The sequence below is a fragment of the Pseudomonas sp. MS19 genome, from assembly GCF_013277615.1.
Lineage (GTDB): Bacteria > Pseudomonadota > Gammaproteobacteria > Pseudomonadales > Pseudomonadaceae > Aquipseudomonas > Aquipseudomonas marincola.
The window spans coordinates 403,300-420,176 of record NZ_VBTO01000013.1; the positions used below are offsets into that span (position 1 = coordinate 403,300).

Below are 16,877 nucleotides of genomic sequence, written 5' to 3' on the forward strand. Positions count from 1 at the left end.
CATCCAGCCACCAAGGAGTCACCTATGAGTACTGTAAAGACCTATTCGCGTCTGAATAAAGATGATGCTGTTGTGCTGTTGGTCGACCACCAGACCGGCTTGATTTCTCTGGTTCAGGATTTCACGCCCAACGAGTTCAAGAACAATGTGCTGGCGCTTGCCGATCTGGCCAAGTTCTTCGAGTTGCCGACCATTCTCACTACAAGCTTTGAGCAAGGGCCGAACGGGCCGATTGTTCCCGAGCTCAAAGCCATGTTTCCGGACGCGCCTTATATCGCTCGCCCGGGGCAGATCAATGCGTGGGATAACGAAGACTTTGTTAAGGCCATCAAGGCCACGGGCCGCAAACAATTGATTATTGCCGGGGTGGTCACCGACGTTTGTGTCGCGTTTCCTACGTTGTCGGCATTGGCTGAAGGCTTTGAAGTGTTTGTGGTGACCGATGCTTCCGGCACATTCAATGAAACCGTTCAGCAAGCCGCCTGGAACCGCATGACTGTGGCAGGTGCGCAAATGATGAACTGGTTTGCCGTGGCCTGCGAGCTTCACCGTGACTGGCGCAACGACATCGAAGGCTTGGGCAATTTGCTGTCTGAGCGTATCCCCAACTACCGCAACCTGATGAATAGCTATGCGGCGTTAACGCGCTGAAATAGCGGCGCCGGCCTTCTGGTCGGCGCCATGTCGTTTAGCTGTATCCACGGTTGCAGTTTTTTCGGTTGCGGAGATTTATGCGATGAATCGCAATGACATGCACAAGGTGGATCTTCACCTGTTAATCATCTTTGAAGTGCTGATGCTTGAGCGCAATCTGACCCGCACGGCCGAAAAGCTGTTTCTCGGACAGCCGGCAATAAGTAATGCATTGCTCCGTCTCAGGGATTTCTTCAATGATCAATTACTTATCCGTACCGGCCGCACAATGGAGCCGACCAAGCGTGCGCTGGAAATATTTGAGCAATTGCGTCCCGCTCTGGACTCGATGTCTAACGCGCTGAGTTATGCGCAGGAATTCGACCCAGCCAGCAGCAAGCTGACTTTGCGCATTGGCCTTTCGGACGACGTTGAATGTGGGCTGTTGCCGCCGCTACTCAACAACCTTCGGCAGGAAGCGCCCAACCTTGTTGTGGTCATTCGGCGGACAAACTTTTTGTTGATGCCCGGACAATTAGAGTCGGGTGAGATTTCAGTGGGGGTCAGCTACGTGATGAACCTGCCGGCTAACGCAAAATGCCGAACATTGCGGTCAATCAACACCATGGTCCTGCGTGCAGATGACCGGCCAGGCCCGCTGACATTAGAGGAATACTGCTGCAGGCCGCATGCACTTGTGTCGTTTTCTGGCGACTTGTGCGGCAATATCGACCGCGACTTCGCGCGCATCGGCCGGGCCCGTAATGTGGTGCTGGCAGTGCCACAGTTTAATGGCTTGCGCTCGTTGCTCGCCGGTTCCGAACTGCTCGCGACTGTGCCTGACTATGCCGCTGCCGAACTGGTTGCAGGCGGCGGTTTACGTGCTGAGCCGCCGCCATTTGAAATTGCCCAGTCAAAGCTGTCGATGGCCTGGAGCAGCGCTCAGGATAATGACTGCGCCGAACGTTGGCTGCGGGCAAAAATCGTTGAATTTATGGGTGAGTGATGCTGACTGAAGCCAATTATTTTCAGCATCTGAGTCAACCCATTAATCGCTAAGTAATCAGTGGGCTTGAACGCTCAGGTGCTGTGGCCGTAGCAGTGGCCATTTTAACCAATTGACCCAGGGGCATGAGGCTGAACGTGGTGTCTCAGCCTCATGCGATTCTGGGTTACAGCAGTGACAGTGGGTAATTGATGATGATTCGGTTCTCATCAAATTCGCTGGTGCTGAAGTCGCGACGCAATGTGCTGTTACGCCATTTCATGTTGAGGTTCTTCAGTGGGCCGTTTTGAACGGTGTAGGCCAGTTCGCTTTCGCGGCCCCACTCTTTACCGTCGTTGATTGCGCCTACTTCGATATTGTCACCGCTGATATAACGGTTCATCAGTATCAGGCCGGGAACGCCCACGCCGGCAAAGTTGAAGTCATAGCGTACTTGCCATGAGCGTTCACCAGCGTTGTCATAGCTGTTGTTGAAGCTGTCGTTCGCGAGGGTGCCGCCACTGGTTCCGTTCACGCGCATCCAACCGCTGTCACCGCTGACTTCTTGCAAGCCAATAAAGAACGCATGGTTGCCAGTTTTGGCAGAGAGCAGGCCGGAGTAGGTTTGGTTGTCCAGCGCACCAGCCAGTGCACTGCTATCGTCTTCGCCGTTGAAGTAGCCGAGGTTGGCGCCAAGCACCCAATCGCCAACAGGTTCGCTGTGAACCAGGTTGTAATACTGTTGGTTGTAGACATCTTCCAGTTGGGCGTACCAGGCGCCCACCAGCGTGCGCTTGTCGTTGAATGAGTATTCACCACCTGCAAAATTGAATCGATCTGAGCTGCCGTTCTTGTAGCTCATGTCTTCCATGCTGGCATCATTTCGGGGGCTGTTAGCGCGAAATTGGCCGCCGTAAAGCGTCAGGTCTGTGATCTCAGCTGATGTAAGTTGGCCGCCCTGGAATGTTTGCGGCAGGGAGCGGCCGTCATCCGAGCGCAGGATCGGCAACACAGGCATCCATTCGCCCACCTTCAATTCAGTTTTGGAGAGGCGTGCCTTACCCGCAACCCCAAGGCGGCCGAAGCTGTCGGCTGGTCTGCCATCATCGTGTACGGGCAATAGTTGTGTGCCGCGCGAGCCGCGACCGCCATCAAGCTTGATCGCGCCGAGGCCCAGCACATCAACACCGAAACCTACGGTGCCCTGAGTGAAGCCTGAGCGGGCATCAATAATTAAACTTTGCGTCCACTCCTCGGCTTGCGACTGCGGGTAGGCCGGATTAGTGAAGTTGCGGTTGATGTAGTAGTTACGCAGGCCCACGGTTACCTTTGCATCATCTGTAAAACCTTCAGCCTGGCTGGCAAGCGGCATCGTTAATGCCAGGCTGCTTGCGGCCAGAACCGCCAGTGAGCGGGATGTTGTTTTTGTCATTATTGTATTGCTCCGTTTTATAAACAGGCGCCCCCGTCTCGCCATATTTGGCAAGATGAATAGGGAGTGCGTTGGGGTTGCCCTTATAGGGCGGCAGACATGTCGGGTATCCGACAAGTGTTTAGCGCGACTTAACCCGGTGCTAGCTGAATGGGTAACCCTGAGCCGTTTGGCTCAAGTGAGTACAGGCACGTTTGATAAAGTAAAGTGCTGACCACATTTCTGCGGCTGAGCATCTCCATTCTGTGCAGCGGGCTGAGGCTGAAACGAGATGAGCGTTGAATAGAAATACGGTGAACGACAGGACACTTCATGTCCCCGATGGGGGCTGATGTATGTTTAGGTTTAGCGCTGGGTAGACGTCTGGCATGACGTGACAAAGGCGTTGCGGTAAACAGTGTCATGGTGAGGTTCACCTGTATTTTTATTATGTGTTTTCGGGTGCTGATTCAGCTTGTGATTAGCGGCTCTCTACATAACGCTTGTATTCCGCCTGGGCTTCTTCGCTTGGTGGATACAGCCCTATAACCGGAGTGCCGGTGCGTACTTTTTCAAGAACGTAATCTTCGAACGCTTCCATTCTCATGGCTTCTTCGGCGACGTCTTCTGCAATTTCCAGCGGAATAACAATGACTCCGTCATGGTCGCCTACCAACACGTCACCGGGGAAAACGGCAACACCGCCGCAACCGATTGGCACCTGAATATCCACACCATGGTGCTTGGTCAGGTTGGTTGGAGCGCTGGCCTTGGCGCAAAAAATCGGCATGCTCATGGTTGCCGCGTGCTCTGAATCGCGGATGCCGGCATCGGACACGAAGCCCGCGCACTTACGATAATCAAGGCGCGTCAGCAAAATGCTGCCTGCACTGGCTGCTGTTGCATCCTGACGGCAGTCATTGACCAAGATCATCCCTTCGGGAACTGTTTCTACAGCGACTCGCTGTGGGTGTTTAGGGTCTTTGAAGGCTGCAACTGTATCGATGTCTTCGCGGGCCGGAATGTAACGCAGGGTGAATGCCTGGCCGACCATTTTCACAGCGCCCTGGTTAATTTTGCTTACGCCCTGAATGAAGGTGTTTCGCAGGCCACGCTTGAACAGGATGGTGTGCAGCGACGCAGTGGACGCGCGCATCAAGCCTGCTTTGGCTGAACTGGATAAGGTTTTGCTTGGGGTGTGATCAGTTGCACTCATATCGGTTTCCATTGGAGGCAGTGGGTGTACTGGACAAACTATAAGTGCGAATTTTTAACAAATCAAACAAATATTTACATCTTTTCAGTGGGCTCGATTATGACGCCAACATTTCGCTGTTGAAGTGTTCTAGCCGAAGGAGAGGCCTGATTTATCTGGGTTTTCGCGTACAGCCGCTGTGTGTGTTTGATCGTGAATTCGGGGTGCAAGGTGCTGTCTGCATGCATCAGCAGAAGATTTGAGTTTATTTGTAATTATTATTGCTTATTAGCGCTCTCGCTTTAGCATTTAGCTCTGTCTCTTTGCTGTGCATTGGCTGTATGTTCCAGCGTTTGCAGTAGCTGGCGGGTTGGTAAACCTTCCATGTCGCCGGACACCTGAACGGCCTGAGCGCCAATCAAGTTGCCGCGCAGTAGGGCTCTCGCAGGCGACAATCCATCTAGCAGCGCGCTTATCACGCCCACGGCAAAGCCATCTCCAGCGCCGACAGTGTCGACCACGGTGTCGACTTCGATGCCTGCCATGACCGTGTCTGTCAGTGCGCCTTCAAGTACGCCGCGGTAAAAACTGCCTTCACTCCCCAGCTTGATGATCACGGCTTTGCAGCCGCGGTCCAGGTAGAAGTTGGCAATGTCTTCTGGTTTTTCGTAGCCGCTTAATAATTGGCCCTCTGCCAAGCCGGGCAGCACCCAATCCGCGTTGCTGGCGATTGCGTTTAGCGTGGTGCGCATATGCGCCTCATCGCGCCACAGGCTTGGGCGTAAATTAGGGTCGAAGGATATGCTCGCACCTGCCCGTCGTGCGTTTTCCTGCATGTGTTGAGTGAGGGCCAAGCATGAGTCGGAAAGCGCAGGGGGGATGCCCGTAACGTGCAGGTGGCGAAGTGACGTAAAGTCCAGATCCCGGGCATCGTCAGGGGAGAGCGCGCTGGCAGCGCTGCCTTTGCGGAAGTATTCAACGCTGGGGTCTGCCGCTCCCTCGGCTCGGGACTTGAACATTATCCCGGTCGCCAGGTTTGGGTCCGTGCGCATGTGTTGGCAATCCAAGCCTTCGTCCTCAAGGGTCTTGCGGATATAGCGGCCCAAGCTGTCGCTGCCCACCCGGCTCAGCCAGCCCACGTGAAAGCCAAGTCTTGCCAGGCCGATGGCCACGTTGGTGTCGGCGCCTGCAATTCGGCGTTCGAAATGCTCGACTTCTGCAAGATCGCCCGTCGACTGTGCAATCAACAAGGCCATGGCCTCGCCAAAGGTGATGATTTCGGGGGCGTTAGGTTTTTTTCTGGTTATCGAGAGCGCGGAGTCGTGCATGCTCAATTTCGTCCTTCAACAGGTTCTTGTTTTTCTATTGGGTTATTGAGCTTTTGCACAGCGAAGGCTCGTTAGCTCAGCCCTGTGAGTCAGAGCACGAAAGTATTCAATCTGCTCAGTCATGCAATCACTCAGTGGGTTTGTACACCTGAGTTGATCATTGTGCTGGGCTGAGGCATTGAGTGGTTGCTCAATCGTTAGCGTTGAAACATGGCTTAGCTCAGGCAAGAGCTGGTGCAGCTGGCAGCACGCCACACTGGCTGTTTCGCTGCTCAGGGCTGTGCAGGTGTGCTCCAGATTTAGACAGGCTAACTGGCGGACATATCTGGCCAGTCGCTTCGCGGCAAGCAGTGGGTCTACACCACACCAGTGCCAGTTGGCCATGTTAAAGGCCATGCCGAGGGTAAAACCCATAGAGGCGGCGTCATTCAGGCAGTTTTGCAGCGGGTTGAGGCTGCCGCCACCCAGCGTTTGATCGTTCTCTAGCCATACCAGAGGCTGAGCAGGGCGGTTGAACTGTTTGATCAGTTGGGGCCAGCCTGCGGCCAGTTTTCCCGGGTAGTGCCCGAGTGAAAGTTTGATTGCCTGTGCGCCCAGTGCAGCGGCTTCAGCCAGGCGTGTGTTAAGGCTTGCTGAGATAAAGCCAGCATTCCACAGGGTGTCGTCCGCGTGATAGATAACCTGCAGCCCTGTGATCCTGCACGCCCGGCCCAGCCCCTTAAACTCCCTGAATGTCTGCGGTAATGACTTTCGGCTTATTTCAACAGTTTCTACGCCGGCCGCTTTCAATTGTTGCAGCAACGCGAGTTGAATCTGCTGCGAGCGGGGCAGGGTGCCTAAGGCTGAAGTGCAGAAGGCGATGGATGTGCCTTGGTATGCACTATGCGGCTCAAGGCTGAGCCCGTTGCTGCTTGCTGCGAAGGCATCCAATGTGGGCTGTGCATGTGACATACGACGTCCAGCGATTGTCATGACCGCGCCCCTGCTTGATTCTGCGGATGGGGAGTCTATGAGGGCTCGGGTTTCTCAGGTGTCTGAATCCTTAACGCAGCCGTTCACATGCAGCGACAGTGCACGTGAACGGCTGCGCCAAGACCTGTGCTTACTGCTGTCGCGCGCCATCGAGCAAGCGAGAGATGGACAGTGGGTTGTCGTCTCTGAGGGCTTCTGGCAGGAGTGCTTGCGGCAAGTCCTGATAGCAAACAGGACGCAGGAATCGATAGATAGCCGCGCTGCCCACAGATGTACTCCGGCTGTCGGAGGTGGCGGGCCAAGGGCCGCCGTGAACCATCGCCTGACACACCTCAACCCCGGTAGGCCAGGCGTTAGCGAGAATTCTTCCGGCCTTTCGCTCAAGCGTTGGCAGCAATGCGCGCACCGCGCTGTGGTCGGCTTCGTCCATATGCAGATTGGCCGTCAGCTGGCCTTCAAGGTGCTCGAGTACGGTCTGTAATTGGGCCATGTCGGCGCATTCGATGATCAGCGAGCACGAACCGAATACCTCAGCTTGCAGGCATTCATGGCTGATGAAGTCGGCAGCGCTCGCTCGAAACAGCGTGGTATGGCATGGGCTTGCAGAGTGTGTCGGCAGCTTGCTTGAGGCGATCTCGCTGACCTTGCCGCTTTCTTGCAGTTGCTTAAGTCCGTTGCTGTAGGCCTGGCAGATGCCCGGGGTCAGCATGGTTTGCGGTGCGCTGTCTTTCACTACGCTGGCTGCCGATGCGATAAACCTTTCGAGAGGCTCACTCTTTACGGCAAGCACCAGGCCCGGGTTGGTGCAGAACTGGCCTGCGCCCATATTCAGCGAGGCTACAAACGCTTGCCCCAGTGCTTCTGCACGACCTTCCAATGCCGATGGCATGAGTACCACGGGATTGATACTGCTCATCTCGGCATAAACCGGGATGGGTTGTGGGCGGTTATTGGCCGTTTGCATCAGCGCGGTCCCGCCACTGCGTGAGCCGGTAAAGCCCACGGCTTGAATGCGCGGATCAGTGATCAATGCTTGGCCAAGGTCGTTTCCGGCACCAAACAGCAGTGAGAACACGCCCTCCGGCAGTTCGCACAGGGCAACTGCACGTTGCACAGCGCGGCCAACCAGCTCCGAGGTTCCGGGGTGAGCGGAGTGGGCTTTGACAATGACCGGGCAGCCAGCAGCCAGTGCTGATGCGGTATCTCCACCGGCCACCGAGAAGGCTAATGGAAAGTTGCTGGCGCCGAAAACAGCGACTGGGCCGAGTGCAATTTGGCGCTGGCGCAAGTCTGCCCGTGGCAGAGGGCTGCGTTCCGGTTTTGCCGGGTCAATTCGTATATCAAGCCATTCGCCTGCGCGGACAACACTGGCAAACAAGCGCAGTTGGCCACACGTGCGACCCCGCTCACCTTCCAGTCGGGCGCGTGGCAGGCCTGTCTCTAGCATGGCGCGTTCGATCAGTGAGTCGCCAATGGCTTCGATCTGTTGCGCAATGGTTTCAAGGAAATCAGCGCGTGCACTCAGCGTTGTCTCGCGATATGCATCAAACGCTGACCAGGCCAACTGACAGGCTTGGTCTACTTCGTGAGCGGCGCCACTGGCGTAGCCGGGTTCCAGGCGTTGACCAGTGGCAGGGTTCACTGCGTGAATCGGTTTACCAGACGCAGCAATGGACTGCTGGCCGATGAGCTGATGCCCTTGGAGATGCATATGAATGTCCTGATAATGAAGTGAGGCGCCCCGGCGAGTGTCCGGGGCGTGACAGCGCTTATTGGCTCTGTGAGCTTCGAGCGATTACGGACACATCTGCCCGCCGTTAACGTCAATCACTTGCCCCGTGATGTAGCCGCTGGCCTGATGTGAAGCCAGGAACAGATACGTGGGGGCACATTCTTCTGAGGTGCCAAAGCGCGCCATTGGAATCGAATTGCGGATCTTTTCCTTAAGCTCAGGGCTTTTATCGTCATGGAACGCGGTGTCGATCGTGCCCGGGGCGACAACGTTGAAACGGATATTGCTGCTAGTGAATTCTTTCACCCAGTTGCGGTGCAGGTTATGGATCACAGCTTTCGAGCCGCCGTAAAGGCAAGCGCCCAGACCACCTCCTTCGCGGCCGGCAATGGAGCCGGTGCTGATAACCGCTGCGGTTGTGCCACTCGAGGCAGCAGAGGCTTTAAGGTGAGGGATCGCGTATTTAGTCGTCATGACTACCGAGCGGATGTTCAGATCAAAGACCAGGTCATAAGCTGCATCATCCAGACTTTCCAGACCGGCGCGAATCCCGAGGCCGCCAGCGTTATTAACCAGCACGTCCAGAGCGCCAAATTTTTCAACAAACGCACTTACCAGTGCGGCGCATTCGTCGCTGCGGCTCAGGTCGTGCTGGAAGTAGGCAAAAGTTGCGCCCAGGTGTTCAAATTGGGAAATCGCTTGTTCTGCATCCGCGTCCATCTGGTGGCTGTTAATGCCGACGATAGCGCCTTGTTTGGCAAATTCTAATGCTGCCGCCAGGCCAATACCTTTGGTGGAGCCAGTGACCAGGACTTTCTTATTTTTCAGATCGTTAAACATGCCGGTTTCCTGAGTGTTTGAAAGTGCATAACGCAAAGATTGAGCGCTGCAAATGTGTCTCGATTGCAGGGCAGGTCGGTCACAAGATAGCGCAGAGAAAGAGTCTAATCAAACAAATAATTACAACTGGTTGGTGTGTATTCTCATCTGTGATGAGGGGGTATCGGCCATTTTTCGACAGCCTGAAAACTGCAGGCAGACATAGTTATTCTATTTAAACAGCCTAAAAATCAACTATTTGTGTGATTTTTTGTCTCTCTGTAGAGGTGGTGAATTGGCTTCCAATAGACATCTATCAGTAGTGCACGGTAGGCCTGTGTTCGGATTGCGGCTCAAAAAACTAGAGTTGTAAATACTTGCAAAGTTTTTCGTCTGAGTTGAAACTGCTCGCAGCGAATCGGGCTATCAGGACGTGCATCTGCCATTTGCCTATGTCAGGTGACCCCTCATGCAGTGACAGCGCGCTTAAGTGCGCTGTTCAGTGTGGCTCGCTAGCTGTATGTACGACCTGAAGACACGCGAAACCATCTAAAAATAATGAGGTTTGTAATGCGTAAGCTATCCACAGTTCTATGCGCCACTGTTATGACTCTTTCTGCCAGCGCTGCTTTCGGTGCTGCTAACTATCCATCCAAGCCGATCACCTTGATTGTGCCGTGGTCTGCTGGTGGCGGCTCTGACGCTGTCGGTCGTCAGTTGGCAATGGGCCTTCAAGAGGAACTTGGCCAGCCGGTGAATGTTGTGAACAAGACCGGTGGCGCGGGCGTTGTCGGCCACATGGCGATGAAAATGGCTAAGCCAGATGGCTACACCCTGGGATTGGGTACTGCCGAAATCGCCACCTATAAGCACATCGGCACGGCCAACATCTCATACACCGATTTCACCCCGATTGCTCTGCTTAACGTGGATTACGCCGCGTTCACCGTGAATGCGGATTCTCCCTGGAAAACCCTTGGCGATGCATTGGCCGACCTTAAAGCTAAGCCCAATACCTACGTGGTTTCGGGTTCAGCGCCGGGCGCAGCCTATCACTTGTCGTTTGCCGGCTTCATCGATCAGCAGGGCATTGACCCGCAAAGCATCAATCTGGTGCCAAGTGAAGGGGCAGCCCCAGGCCTGCAAGAGCTGGCTGCAAATGGTGTGAATATTGTTTTCTCATCGCTCCCTGAAACCGAGTCTATGCGTCAGTCAGGTCGCGTGCGCACACTCGCTGTTCTGTCCAATGACCGTTTGAGTGCTTTTCCAGACATCCCGGCGGCTAAAGAAGTTACTGGTAAAGACTGGACTCAAGGCTCATGGCGCGGTTTTGTCGGGCCTGCCAACTTGCCAGAAGATGTCAGCAAGCGCTTGTCTGTAGCGGCAGAGAAAGTCTTCAACTCCGAGTCATTTCAAACCTTCATGAACAGTCGTGGGTTCGGCCCTGTCTGGGCAGATGCCGCAGGGTTTGAGGCGTACATGAAAGAGCAGGATGAAAAGAACGCCGTAACGATCAAAAAGCTTGGGCTGGCTAACTAAGCCTGCGTGACCCAGAGGACAGCAGTATGCGTACCAATGACAAGGTCACAGGGGCAGTGACGCTAATTTTTGGGATATTGGTGATTGCCAATTCCCGGGGGCTGGCCAATCTGCCGCACCAGGCGTATGGCGCCGGCACATTTCCGGCTGTGATCGGAGGGCTTTTGATGGCTTTCGGCGGGTTGTTGGTGCTGCGCGGTTTGCGCAGCAATACCCGCTGGATGGTCTGGGCCAATGCAGTGCCGATTAAACAGTTCTACCTGACCCTGCTAGGCATCGTCGCAGTGATCGTAGCTTATATAGTGCTAACGCCAATTCTGGGCTTTCCAGTGGTCGCGTCGGCACTGTTGAGTGTGCTGCTGTATTGCTTTTATCGGCCGAGTTGGTTGATAGCCGTTTCGATTGCAGTCATTTCTACTGCTGTCATCTGGGGTGTTTTCGGTCGCCTTTTACAGGTACCGCTCGAGCTGGGTATCTTGGAAAAGGTGATCTACTGATGGACAGTTTTATCGCTGCAACATCCCTCGTTTTTACCTGGGATGTCATGTTTATCATCCTTGCCGCCTCCGTGTTTGGGCTGTTTATGGGCGCTATTCCGGGGCTTACGGCAACCATGGCAACGGCACTGTTGGTGCCCGTCACATTCTTCATGGAACCATTGCCGGCAATTGCAGCCATTGTGTCTGCTACTGCGATGGCAATTGTGGCCGGGGATATACCGGGGGCATTGTTGCGAATTCCCGGTACGCCTGCCTCAGCGGTTTATACCGATGAGGCGTACCTGATGGGTAAGCAGGGCAAGGTTGGCGTCGCGTTGGGTCTGAATGTGGTCTGCTCAATGTTCGGTGGGTTGATTGGTGTTTTGTGCCTGGCGTCCTTTGCTCCGCTGATTGCCAATTTCGCCATTCAGTTCACCAGCGATGAATACTTCTGGCTGGCGCTGTTGGGGTTGTCGTGCGCGATATTGGTTTCGGGTGGTGACCCTTTAAAAGGGGCTATTTCGATGCTGGTGGGCTTGGCCATTTCGATGGTTGGCATGGACAGCGTGTCAGGGCAGGTTCGCTTCACATTAGGCAGCTACGATCTGTTGGCGGGTATATCGATTCTGCCAGTCTTGATCGGCTTGTTTGCGATCTCGGAACTGATCCGGCGCATGCCTGAAAGCAAGACCCCCGCACCGCCCATGCAAACTGACGTTAAAAGCCCGTTCGCAGGTGTTGGTTCATTGCTCTGGAAGTACAAGTTCGGCGTTGCCAGAGGCGGGGTGCTGGGCACGTTGATCGGTGCGTTACCGGGCGCCGGTGCCGACATCGCTTCGTGGATCAGTTATGCCATTGCCCGCAAGTTCTCTCGCACACCGGAAAAGTTCGGCACTGGCCATCCTGAAGGGCTGATATCCGCAAGCTCTGCCAATAATGCATCGTTGTCGGGTGCCTATATTCCGGCATTGGTTTTTGGCATTCCTGGGGACACTGTCACGGCGATTATCATTGGCGTGTTGATGACCAAGGGCATCACGCCAGGCCCAGACGTATTTGTTAATGAAGGCCCGTTGGTCAACGCTATATTCATGGTGTTTGTCGTGGCGAACCTGTTGCTTTTACCGCTTGGTTTCATGGCGATTAAAGGGGCGCGTCATATCCTGTCGATTCCATCGGGGGTTTTATTCCCTCTCATTCTGGTTTTCTGCATGGTTGGCTCGTTTGCCGCTAACAACTCGATGTTTGATATCTGGATCATGCTGGCTTTCGGGCTTCTTGGCTTCGTGATGGCCGAGAACGACTTCCCGATTGGGCCTTTGATTCTGGCGGTCATTTTGGGGCCGATAATTGAAAGTAACTTCATGCGCTCTATTATCAAGTCGAATGGCGATCTGAGCTCGTTTGTCGATCGACCAATCGCGACCGTGCTCGCAGTGGCTGCGGTGCTGATCTGGGGGATGATTGTGGTCAATGGCATTGCCGCAGGGCGGCGTAAAACCAACCTCTCATTCAGTTAATCAACCCGGCGAATTAATTCCCGTCACTGTTGTGGCGGGGATTTTTTTGCGTTGTGAGTCGCGAGTTGAGTAAGATCGTTGCGACGCCATGCGTTGGGGAAGCCCGCCCCGGGTAGCTGCCAATCTCAGTTGATTACTATTTAGAGTCTCGAGTGTCTGGGGCTACATGTGATTGGCCGTGCGTGAGTGTTTTATCTGCTGTGGTTTAGGACAAGTATTCAATGAAAGCTCAAGCTGAAAAGCACTCTTTATCATCGGTCGTTTATGAGAAGATTTTGTCTTCGATTATCAGCGGTGACTTCTCGGTGAATCAGAAGTTACCGACTGAGGCAGACCTGTGTGAGCGCTACAGCGTTTCGCGCCCGGTGCTCAGGGATGCGTTGGCTCGCCTGCGTGAAGATAATCTGGTGGTGTCTCGCCGGGGATCGGGCAGCTATGTGATTAATCGTCCGGACAGCGCAGTGCTTGAGTTCGCCCAGATCTCCAGCATTGCCGATATCCAGCGCTGCTTTGAATTTCGCACCAATATTGAGTCCAGTGCCGCCGGCCTCGCTGCTATCCGGCGTACCTCTGAGCAGTTGGATACGATCTGGGCACGGTATGAGGCGATTCATCAGGCCAATATCAAGCATGACCGCGCGACCAACGAGGACTTTGAGTTCCACCTGGCAATCACCGAGGCCTCCAGCAACCATTATTATGCGACCGTTCTCAAGTCGTTGAACAAAAGCATCAAAGAGGGCATGAACCTTACCCGGGGCCTGTCGTTACTGGCGTCGGAGGAGCGGCTCAAAATTGTTCAGGATGAACATTTGGCGGTGGTCACAGCGATTGTTGAGAAAGATCAGCACAAAGCTGCTGAGAGCATGCGCATTCATCTGGAGAACGCCCGCCGCCGTATGTTCGAAGGAACATCGAACTAACTGAGCGTGTTGCTCTGCCTCTGACTGGGTGCTCAGCCCAGTTTCTGTATCTCGGCCCAGCCATGACAACCATGGTCCGGCCCATACCTATCTACTCCCTCGATTTTTCTGTCCCTGGCAGGGCAGGGCTCAACGCTGCCTGACGGCTTCTGTTGCAGTACTTGAGTCTTCTTCCCGGCGGGAATTATTAGCCAAAAGTCGCGCTGAAAATATCCAAAATCAAGATTGATAATTTGTAATTATATATTAGTATTTGTTTGCGATTTAGTAAAACGTTTTACCAAAAATAACTTAATAATAAAAAAGGATCACCCATGAATCTGACTCGCCGTCGTTTCGTGCAGACCGCCGCTATTGGGGCTGCAGCGCTTACTCTCCCTAAATTCAGTTATGCCGCTACCCCAGTCATTCGCCTGTCATCGACGTTGTCAGCAGATGACAACTCTGCGCATTATTTGTTTTATACCCTGTTCCGCGACAACCTTAAAAAACTGCTCGGCGACCAGGTTCGCATCGACTTCTTCCCCAATGGTCAGTTGGGTAAAGAGGCTGATGTGGTGCAGCAAGTGCGCCTGGGTTCTATCGATATGATGGTTTCAGGCAGCTCAATTTGGGCGACTGCGCTTCCAGAATTGACCCTGCTCGACCTGGGTTTTCTGTTCGACAGCTACGATCACGTCAGCAAGTCGATCGACAATGGCGTCGGTGATATCTACAACAAGATGCTGGAAGCACGGTCGGGTTGTTCGATTGTCGGCTGGGGATCGCACTTCACTGCACGCAGTGTGTACACCAAGCCTGAAGTCAAAGACATGGCCTCGATGAAGAATGTGAAGCTTCGTGTGCTGCCGACGCCTGCGTTTATCGAAACATTCAAAGTAATGGGCGCGATCCCTACACCTATTCCGTTCAACGAGATCTACACCGCCGTGCAAACAGGTGTGGTTGAAGGCTTCGAGTTGGACGCCGGCACGATCCTGGCCAATAAGCTCAACGAGACAGTGAGCAACAGTTGGCAAACCGATCACCTGTTCAGCCCGTGCATCGCGGTGATGGGCAAGCGCACGTTGGCGAAGATTCCCAAAGACTTGCAGCCGCTGTTTCTTCAGGCCGCACGGGACGCCAGCGTACAGCAGCGGGCAATTGCGGCGACCAAGGGCACTGATGCCATTAATGCGCTGAAAACAGCGGGCATTAAATTCTTCCCGATGGCGCTGTCCGAACGTGAAACCGTGCGTGCCGCCATGCGCGAAAAACTGTGGCTGCCATTTGCCAGTGAAAACCCTGCAATCGCTCCGGCTCTCAGCGCAATCGAAGCCGCCCGCGCTTGACTGTCAAGGCCGGGCGCGCCCGGCCTTTGATTGCGCACCATTACAACTATAAGAGAATCCTACCCATGAGCTCATCACCCAGTGCCGTTCCCATGGCGCCCCCTGGTTTCTGCGAAGAGCAGATTGCTGCCCCTGCACCTGTTGTCAGCCCTGCCTGGGGCTTCACCACTGAAGCCGGCGCGGGGCGATTGCTCGCAGGCCTATGTACTTGGATTGAGCGCTTGTGTGCATTGGTCCTGGCAATTGATGTTGGCGTGGTTTTCATCTCCGTGGTGTTGCGCTATTTCGTGCACCATCCTGTGGAGTGGGCTGAGGAAGTCGCGCGGGGCTTGATGGTGTTGTTGGTGTTTCTCGGCGGTGCAACGGTGCTCGCTCACAAACAACATATTCATGTCGATTTCTTCCGCACGTTGCTGCCCAAGTCGTGGCAGCAAGTCTCTATGCAGGTAGGGGGTTGGATCGTCGCTGGGACTTCTATCGGGCTGGCCATTTCTTCATGGCAGTTATTGCAGGACGCTGCCAATGTCACGACGCCGATGGGATTGCCGCAGTCGATGAATGTGCTGCCCGTGTTTGCCGGTTCGCTGTTGATGAGTGTTGTTGGCATCGCCAATGCGGTTAACGGCAGCACGCGTGTGACCTGGCTGACGTTGTTGGGTTGTGTGCTGGTCAGCATGGCGGTGTGGGGCTGGAATAGCTATTTTGAAGCCTATGCATTGCAGCCTTGGCACTTGATGCTCGCCGGGTTTGTGATTGGCTTGCTGAGCGGCGTGCCCATCGCGTTTGTCCTGGCCTTTTGCGCACTGGTGTACTTTCTTGTCGACCCGTCCTTGCCGCTGATTATCTATTCGCAGCAAGTGATGGCGGGTATGGACCACTTTGTACTGCTGGCGATTCCATTCTTTGTGCTGGCCGGCCTGATCATGGAAGTAAACGGCATGTCGACGCGGCTAATCGAGATGCTGGTGCGTATTTTCGGGCGTGTACGGGGCTCGATGAATTTGATCGCGATTCTTGCCACTGCATTCTTTTCTGGCGTCTCTGGCTCGAAGTTGGCAGACATCGCGGCGGTGGGTGGGATCGTCGTCCCTGCCGTGCGCCGTACCCGCCAAGACCCGAATGAAACCGCTGCGGTACTGGCGGCGTCCGGGGTAATGGCGGAAACAATCCCGCCTTGTATCAATATGATCATCATGGGTTTCGTTGCCAATATTTCTATTGGCGGCCTGTTTTTAGCGGGTATCGTGCCGGCGATTTTCATGGCGCTGGGATTGGCAACCTTGGCCGTGATTGTCGGTAAGAAAGTCGACCCCAATGTTGCGTTTCCCAACCGCCGTCCGATGCTGCGTCTGATTGGCGGTGCGCTTGTCGCGTTGATCATGGTTGCCATGATCGGTAAGGGCGTAACGTCAGGCGTGGCAACATCCACCGAGGTCTCAGCCTTTGCTGTTGTGTATGCATTGATAGTTGGGGGGATCGCCTTTCGAGAGTTGACCTGGTCGGCCATGGGCAAGCTGTTCATGCGTGCGGCGGCAATGGCTGCGGGGATTTTGTTCATTATCGCCGCCGCATCCAGTGTGGCGTTCTCGCTGACTATTCTGCAGATTCCGGCCATGATTTCTGATGCCATGCTGAGCCTGGCGCATGATCACGGTGCGCTGGCATTCATGCTGGTGTCGGTACTCATCATGGTGGTGTTTGGCGCTGTGTTGGAAGGCGCTCCTGCACTGATTATCTTTGGCCCGTTGTTGGCGCCCATCGCGGTGCAAGTGGGCATCAATCCTTTACATTTCGGCACGGTTGCGGTGATTGCGATGGGCCTCGGTTTGTTCTCTCCGCCTTTCGGTTTGGGGCTTTTCGCAACCTGCGCCATTACGGGGACACGGGTCGAGGATGTATCGCGGCGCTTGCTGAAATACCTGCTATTGCTGTTGCTAATGCTGGTGATGATTGTATGCGTGCCAACCATTTCTTTGTGGTTGCCACGCCTGTTTGATATGGCGGGATGAG

At 54.5% G+C, this 16,877-nt stretch carries 14 protein-coding genes; 8 read left to right on the top strand and 6 right to left on the bottom strand.

Annotation, left to right across the window (positions count from 1 at the left end; genetic code table 11):
* Positions 1–24: 24 nt before the first annotated feature.
* Complete coding sequence (ycaC, locus tag FEZ62_RS15125; RefSeq protein ID WP_090508856.1) at positions 25–651, top strand: isochorismate family cysteine hydrolase YcaC; 627 nt, start codon at positions 25–27, stop codon at positions 649–651.
* Between the two features lie 85 nt (positions 652–736).
* Positions 737–1,639: a LysR family transcriptional regulator gene (locus tag FEZ62_RS15130; protein WP_172928630.1), complete on the top strand. Its 903-nt coding sequence runs from the start codon at positions 737–739 to the stop codon at positions 1,637–1,639.
* A gap of 166 nt (positions 1,640–1,805) precedes the next feature.
* Here the strand turns inward: FEZ62_RS15130 and FEZ62_RS15135 are convergent, their stop codons facing one another.
* The 6 genes from FEZ62_RS15135 to FEZ62_RS15160 form a co-directional block, all read right to left on the bottom strand.
* Complete coding sequence (locus FEZ62_RS15135) at positions 1,806–3,050, bottom strand: OprD family porin (protein ID WP_172928632.1); 1,245 nt, start codon at positions 3,048–3,050, stop codon at positions 1,806–1,808.
* A 460-nt stretch (positions 3,051–3,510) separates the two neighbouring features.
* Entirely contained in the window at positions 3,511–4,245 is a 735-nt protein-coding gene (locus FEZ62_RS15140; RefSeq protein WP_090508853.1) for a ribonuclease activity regulator RraA, read from the bottom strand.
* Between the two features lie 281 nt (positions 4,246–4,526).
* Positions 4,527–5,552 carry a sugar kinase gene (locus FEZ62_RS15145; RefSeq protein ID WP_172928634.1) on the bottom strand — a complete coding sequence of 342 codons (1,026 nt, stop codon included), beginning with the start codon at positions 5,550–5,552 and terminating at the stop codon, positions 4,527–4,529.
* Between the two features lie 42 nt (positions 5,553–5,594).
* Positions 5,595–6,524, bottom strand: coding sequence for a sugar phosphate isomerase/epimerase (locus FEZ62_RS15150; RefSeq protein ID WP_172928636.1), 930 nt, complete (start codon positions 6,522–6,524; stop codon positions 5,595–5,597).
* A gap of 130 nt (positions 6,525–6,654) precedes the next feature.
* Positions 6,655–8,235, bottom strand: a complete 1,581-nt coding sequence (locus FEZ62_RS15155) for an aldehyde dehydrogenase (NADP(+)) (RefSeq protein WP_172928638.1) — start codon at positions 8,233–8,235, stop codon at positions 6,655–6,657.
* A gap of 84 nt (positions 8,236–8,319) precedes the next feature.
* Entirely contained in the window at positions 8,320–9,096 is a 777-nt protein-coding gene (locus FEZ62_RS15160) for an SDR family NAD(P)-dependent oxidoreductase (protein WP_090508849.1), read from the bottom strand.
* 549 nt (positions 9,097–9,645) lie between these two features.
* Here FEZ62_RS15160 and FEZ62_RS15165 point away from each other — a divergent pair.
* From FEZ62_RS15165 to FEZ62_RS15190, 6 genes are all read left to right on the top strand, one after another.
* Positions 9,646–10,614, top strand: coding sequence for a tripartite tricarboxylate transporter substrate binding protein (locus tag FEZ62_RS15165; protein WP_172928640.1), 969 nt, complete (start codon positions 9,646–9,648; stop codon positions 10,612–10,614).
* Between the two features lie 26 nt (positions 10,615–10,640).
* Entirely contained in the window at positions 10,641–11,111 is a 471-nt protein-coding gene (locus tag FEZ62_RS20760; protein WP_172928642.1) for a tripartite tricarboxylate transporter TctB family protein, read from the top strand.
* A gap of 47 nt (positions 11,112–11,158) precedes the next feature.
* Complete coding sequence (locus tag FEZ62_RS15175) at positions 11,159–12,613, top strand: tripartite tricarboxylate transporter permease (RefSeq protein WP_274600694.1); 1,455 nt, start codon at positions 11,159–11,161, stop codon at positions 12,611–12,613.
* A gap of 221 nt (positions 12,614–12,834) precedes the next feature.
* Positions 12,835–13,536 carry a FadR/GntR family transcriptional regulator gene (locus FEZ62_RS15180; protein WP_172928644.1) on the top strand — a complete coding sequence of 234 codons (702 nt, stop codon included), beginning with the start codon at positions 12,835–12,837 and terminating at the stop codon, positions 13,534–13,536.
* A gap of 314 nt (positions 13,537–13,850) precedes the next feature.
* Positions 13,851–14,867, top strand: a complete 1,017-nt coding sequence (locus FEZ62_RS15185) for a TRAP transporter substrate-binding protein (protein WP_172928646.1) — start codon at positions 13,851–13,853, stop codon at positions 14,865–14,867.
* A 65-nt stretch (positions 14,868–14,932) separates the two neighbouring features.
* Entirely contained in the window at positions 14,933–16,876 is a 1,944-nt protein-coding gene (locus FEZ62_RS15190) for a TRAP transporter large permease subunit (protein WP_201970348.1), read from the top strand.
* The last annotated feature ends 1 nt before the right edge of the window (position 16,877 follow it).

Excerpts from the sequence above, each read along its gene's own strand:
- ycaC (WP_090508856.1), top strand. The coding sequence starts at position 25 with ATGAGTACTGTAAAGACCTATTCGCGTCTGAATAAAGATGATGCTGTT.
- FEZ62_RS15130 (WP_172928630.1), top strand. The coding sequence starts at position 737 with ATGAATCGCAATGACATGCACAAGGTGGATCTTCACCTGTTAATCATC.
- FEZ62_RS15135 (WP_172928632.1), bottom strand. The coding sequence starts at position 3,050 with ATGACAAAAACAACATCCCGCTCACTGGCGGTTCTGGCCGCAAGCAGC.
- FEZ62_RS15140 (WP_090508853.1), bottom strand. The coding sequence starts at position 4,245 with ATGAGTGCAACTGATCACACCCCAAGCAAAACCTTATCCAGTTCAGCC.
- FEZ62_RS15145 (WP_172928634.1), bottom strand. The coding sequence starts at position 5,552 with ATGCACGACTCCGCGCTCTCGATAACCAGAAAAAAACCTAACGCCCCC.
- FEZ62_RS15150 (WP_172928636.1), bottom strand. The coding sequence starts at position 6,524 with ATGACAATCGCTGGACGTCGTATGTCACATGCACAGCCCACATTGGAT.
- FEZ62_RS15155 (WP_172928638.1), bottom strand. The coding sequence starts at position 8,235 with ATGCATCTCCAAGGGCATCAGCTCATCGGCCAGCAGTCCATTGCTGCG.
- FEZ62_RS15160 (WP_090508849.1), bottom strand. The coding sequence starts at position 9,096 with ATGTTTAACGATCTGAAAAATAAGAAAGTCCTGGTCACTGGCTCCACC.
- FEZ62_RS15165 (WP_172928640.1), top strand. The coding sequence starts at position 9,646 with ATGCGTAAGCTATCCACAGTTCTATGCGCCACTGTTATGACTCTTTCT.
- FEZ62_RS20760 (WP_172928642.1), top strand. The coding sequence starts at position 10,641 with ATGCGTACCAATGACAAGGTCACAGGGGCAGTGACGCTAATTTTTGGG.
- FEZ62_RS15175 (WP_274600694.1), top strand. The coding sequence starts at position 11,159 with ATGTTTATCATCCTTGCCGCCTCCGTGTTTGGGCTGTTTATGGGCGCT.
- FEZ62_RS15180 (WP_172928644.1), top strand. The coding sequence starts at position 12,835 with ATGAAAGCTCAAGCTGAAAAGCACTCTTTATCATCGGTCGTTTATGAG.
- FEZ62_RS15185 (WP_172928646.1), top strand. The coding sequence starts at position 13,851 with ATGAATCTGACTCGCCGTCGTTTCGTGCAGACCGCCGCTATTGGGGCT.
- FEZ62_RS15190 (WP_201970348.1), top strand. The coding sequence starts at position 14,933 with ATGAGCTCATCACCCAGTGCCGTTCCCATGGCGCCCCCTGGTTTCTGC.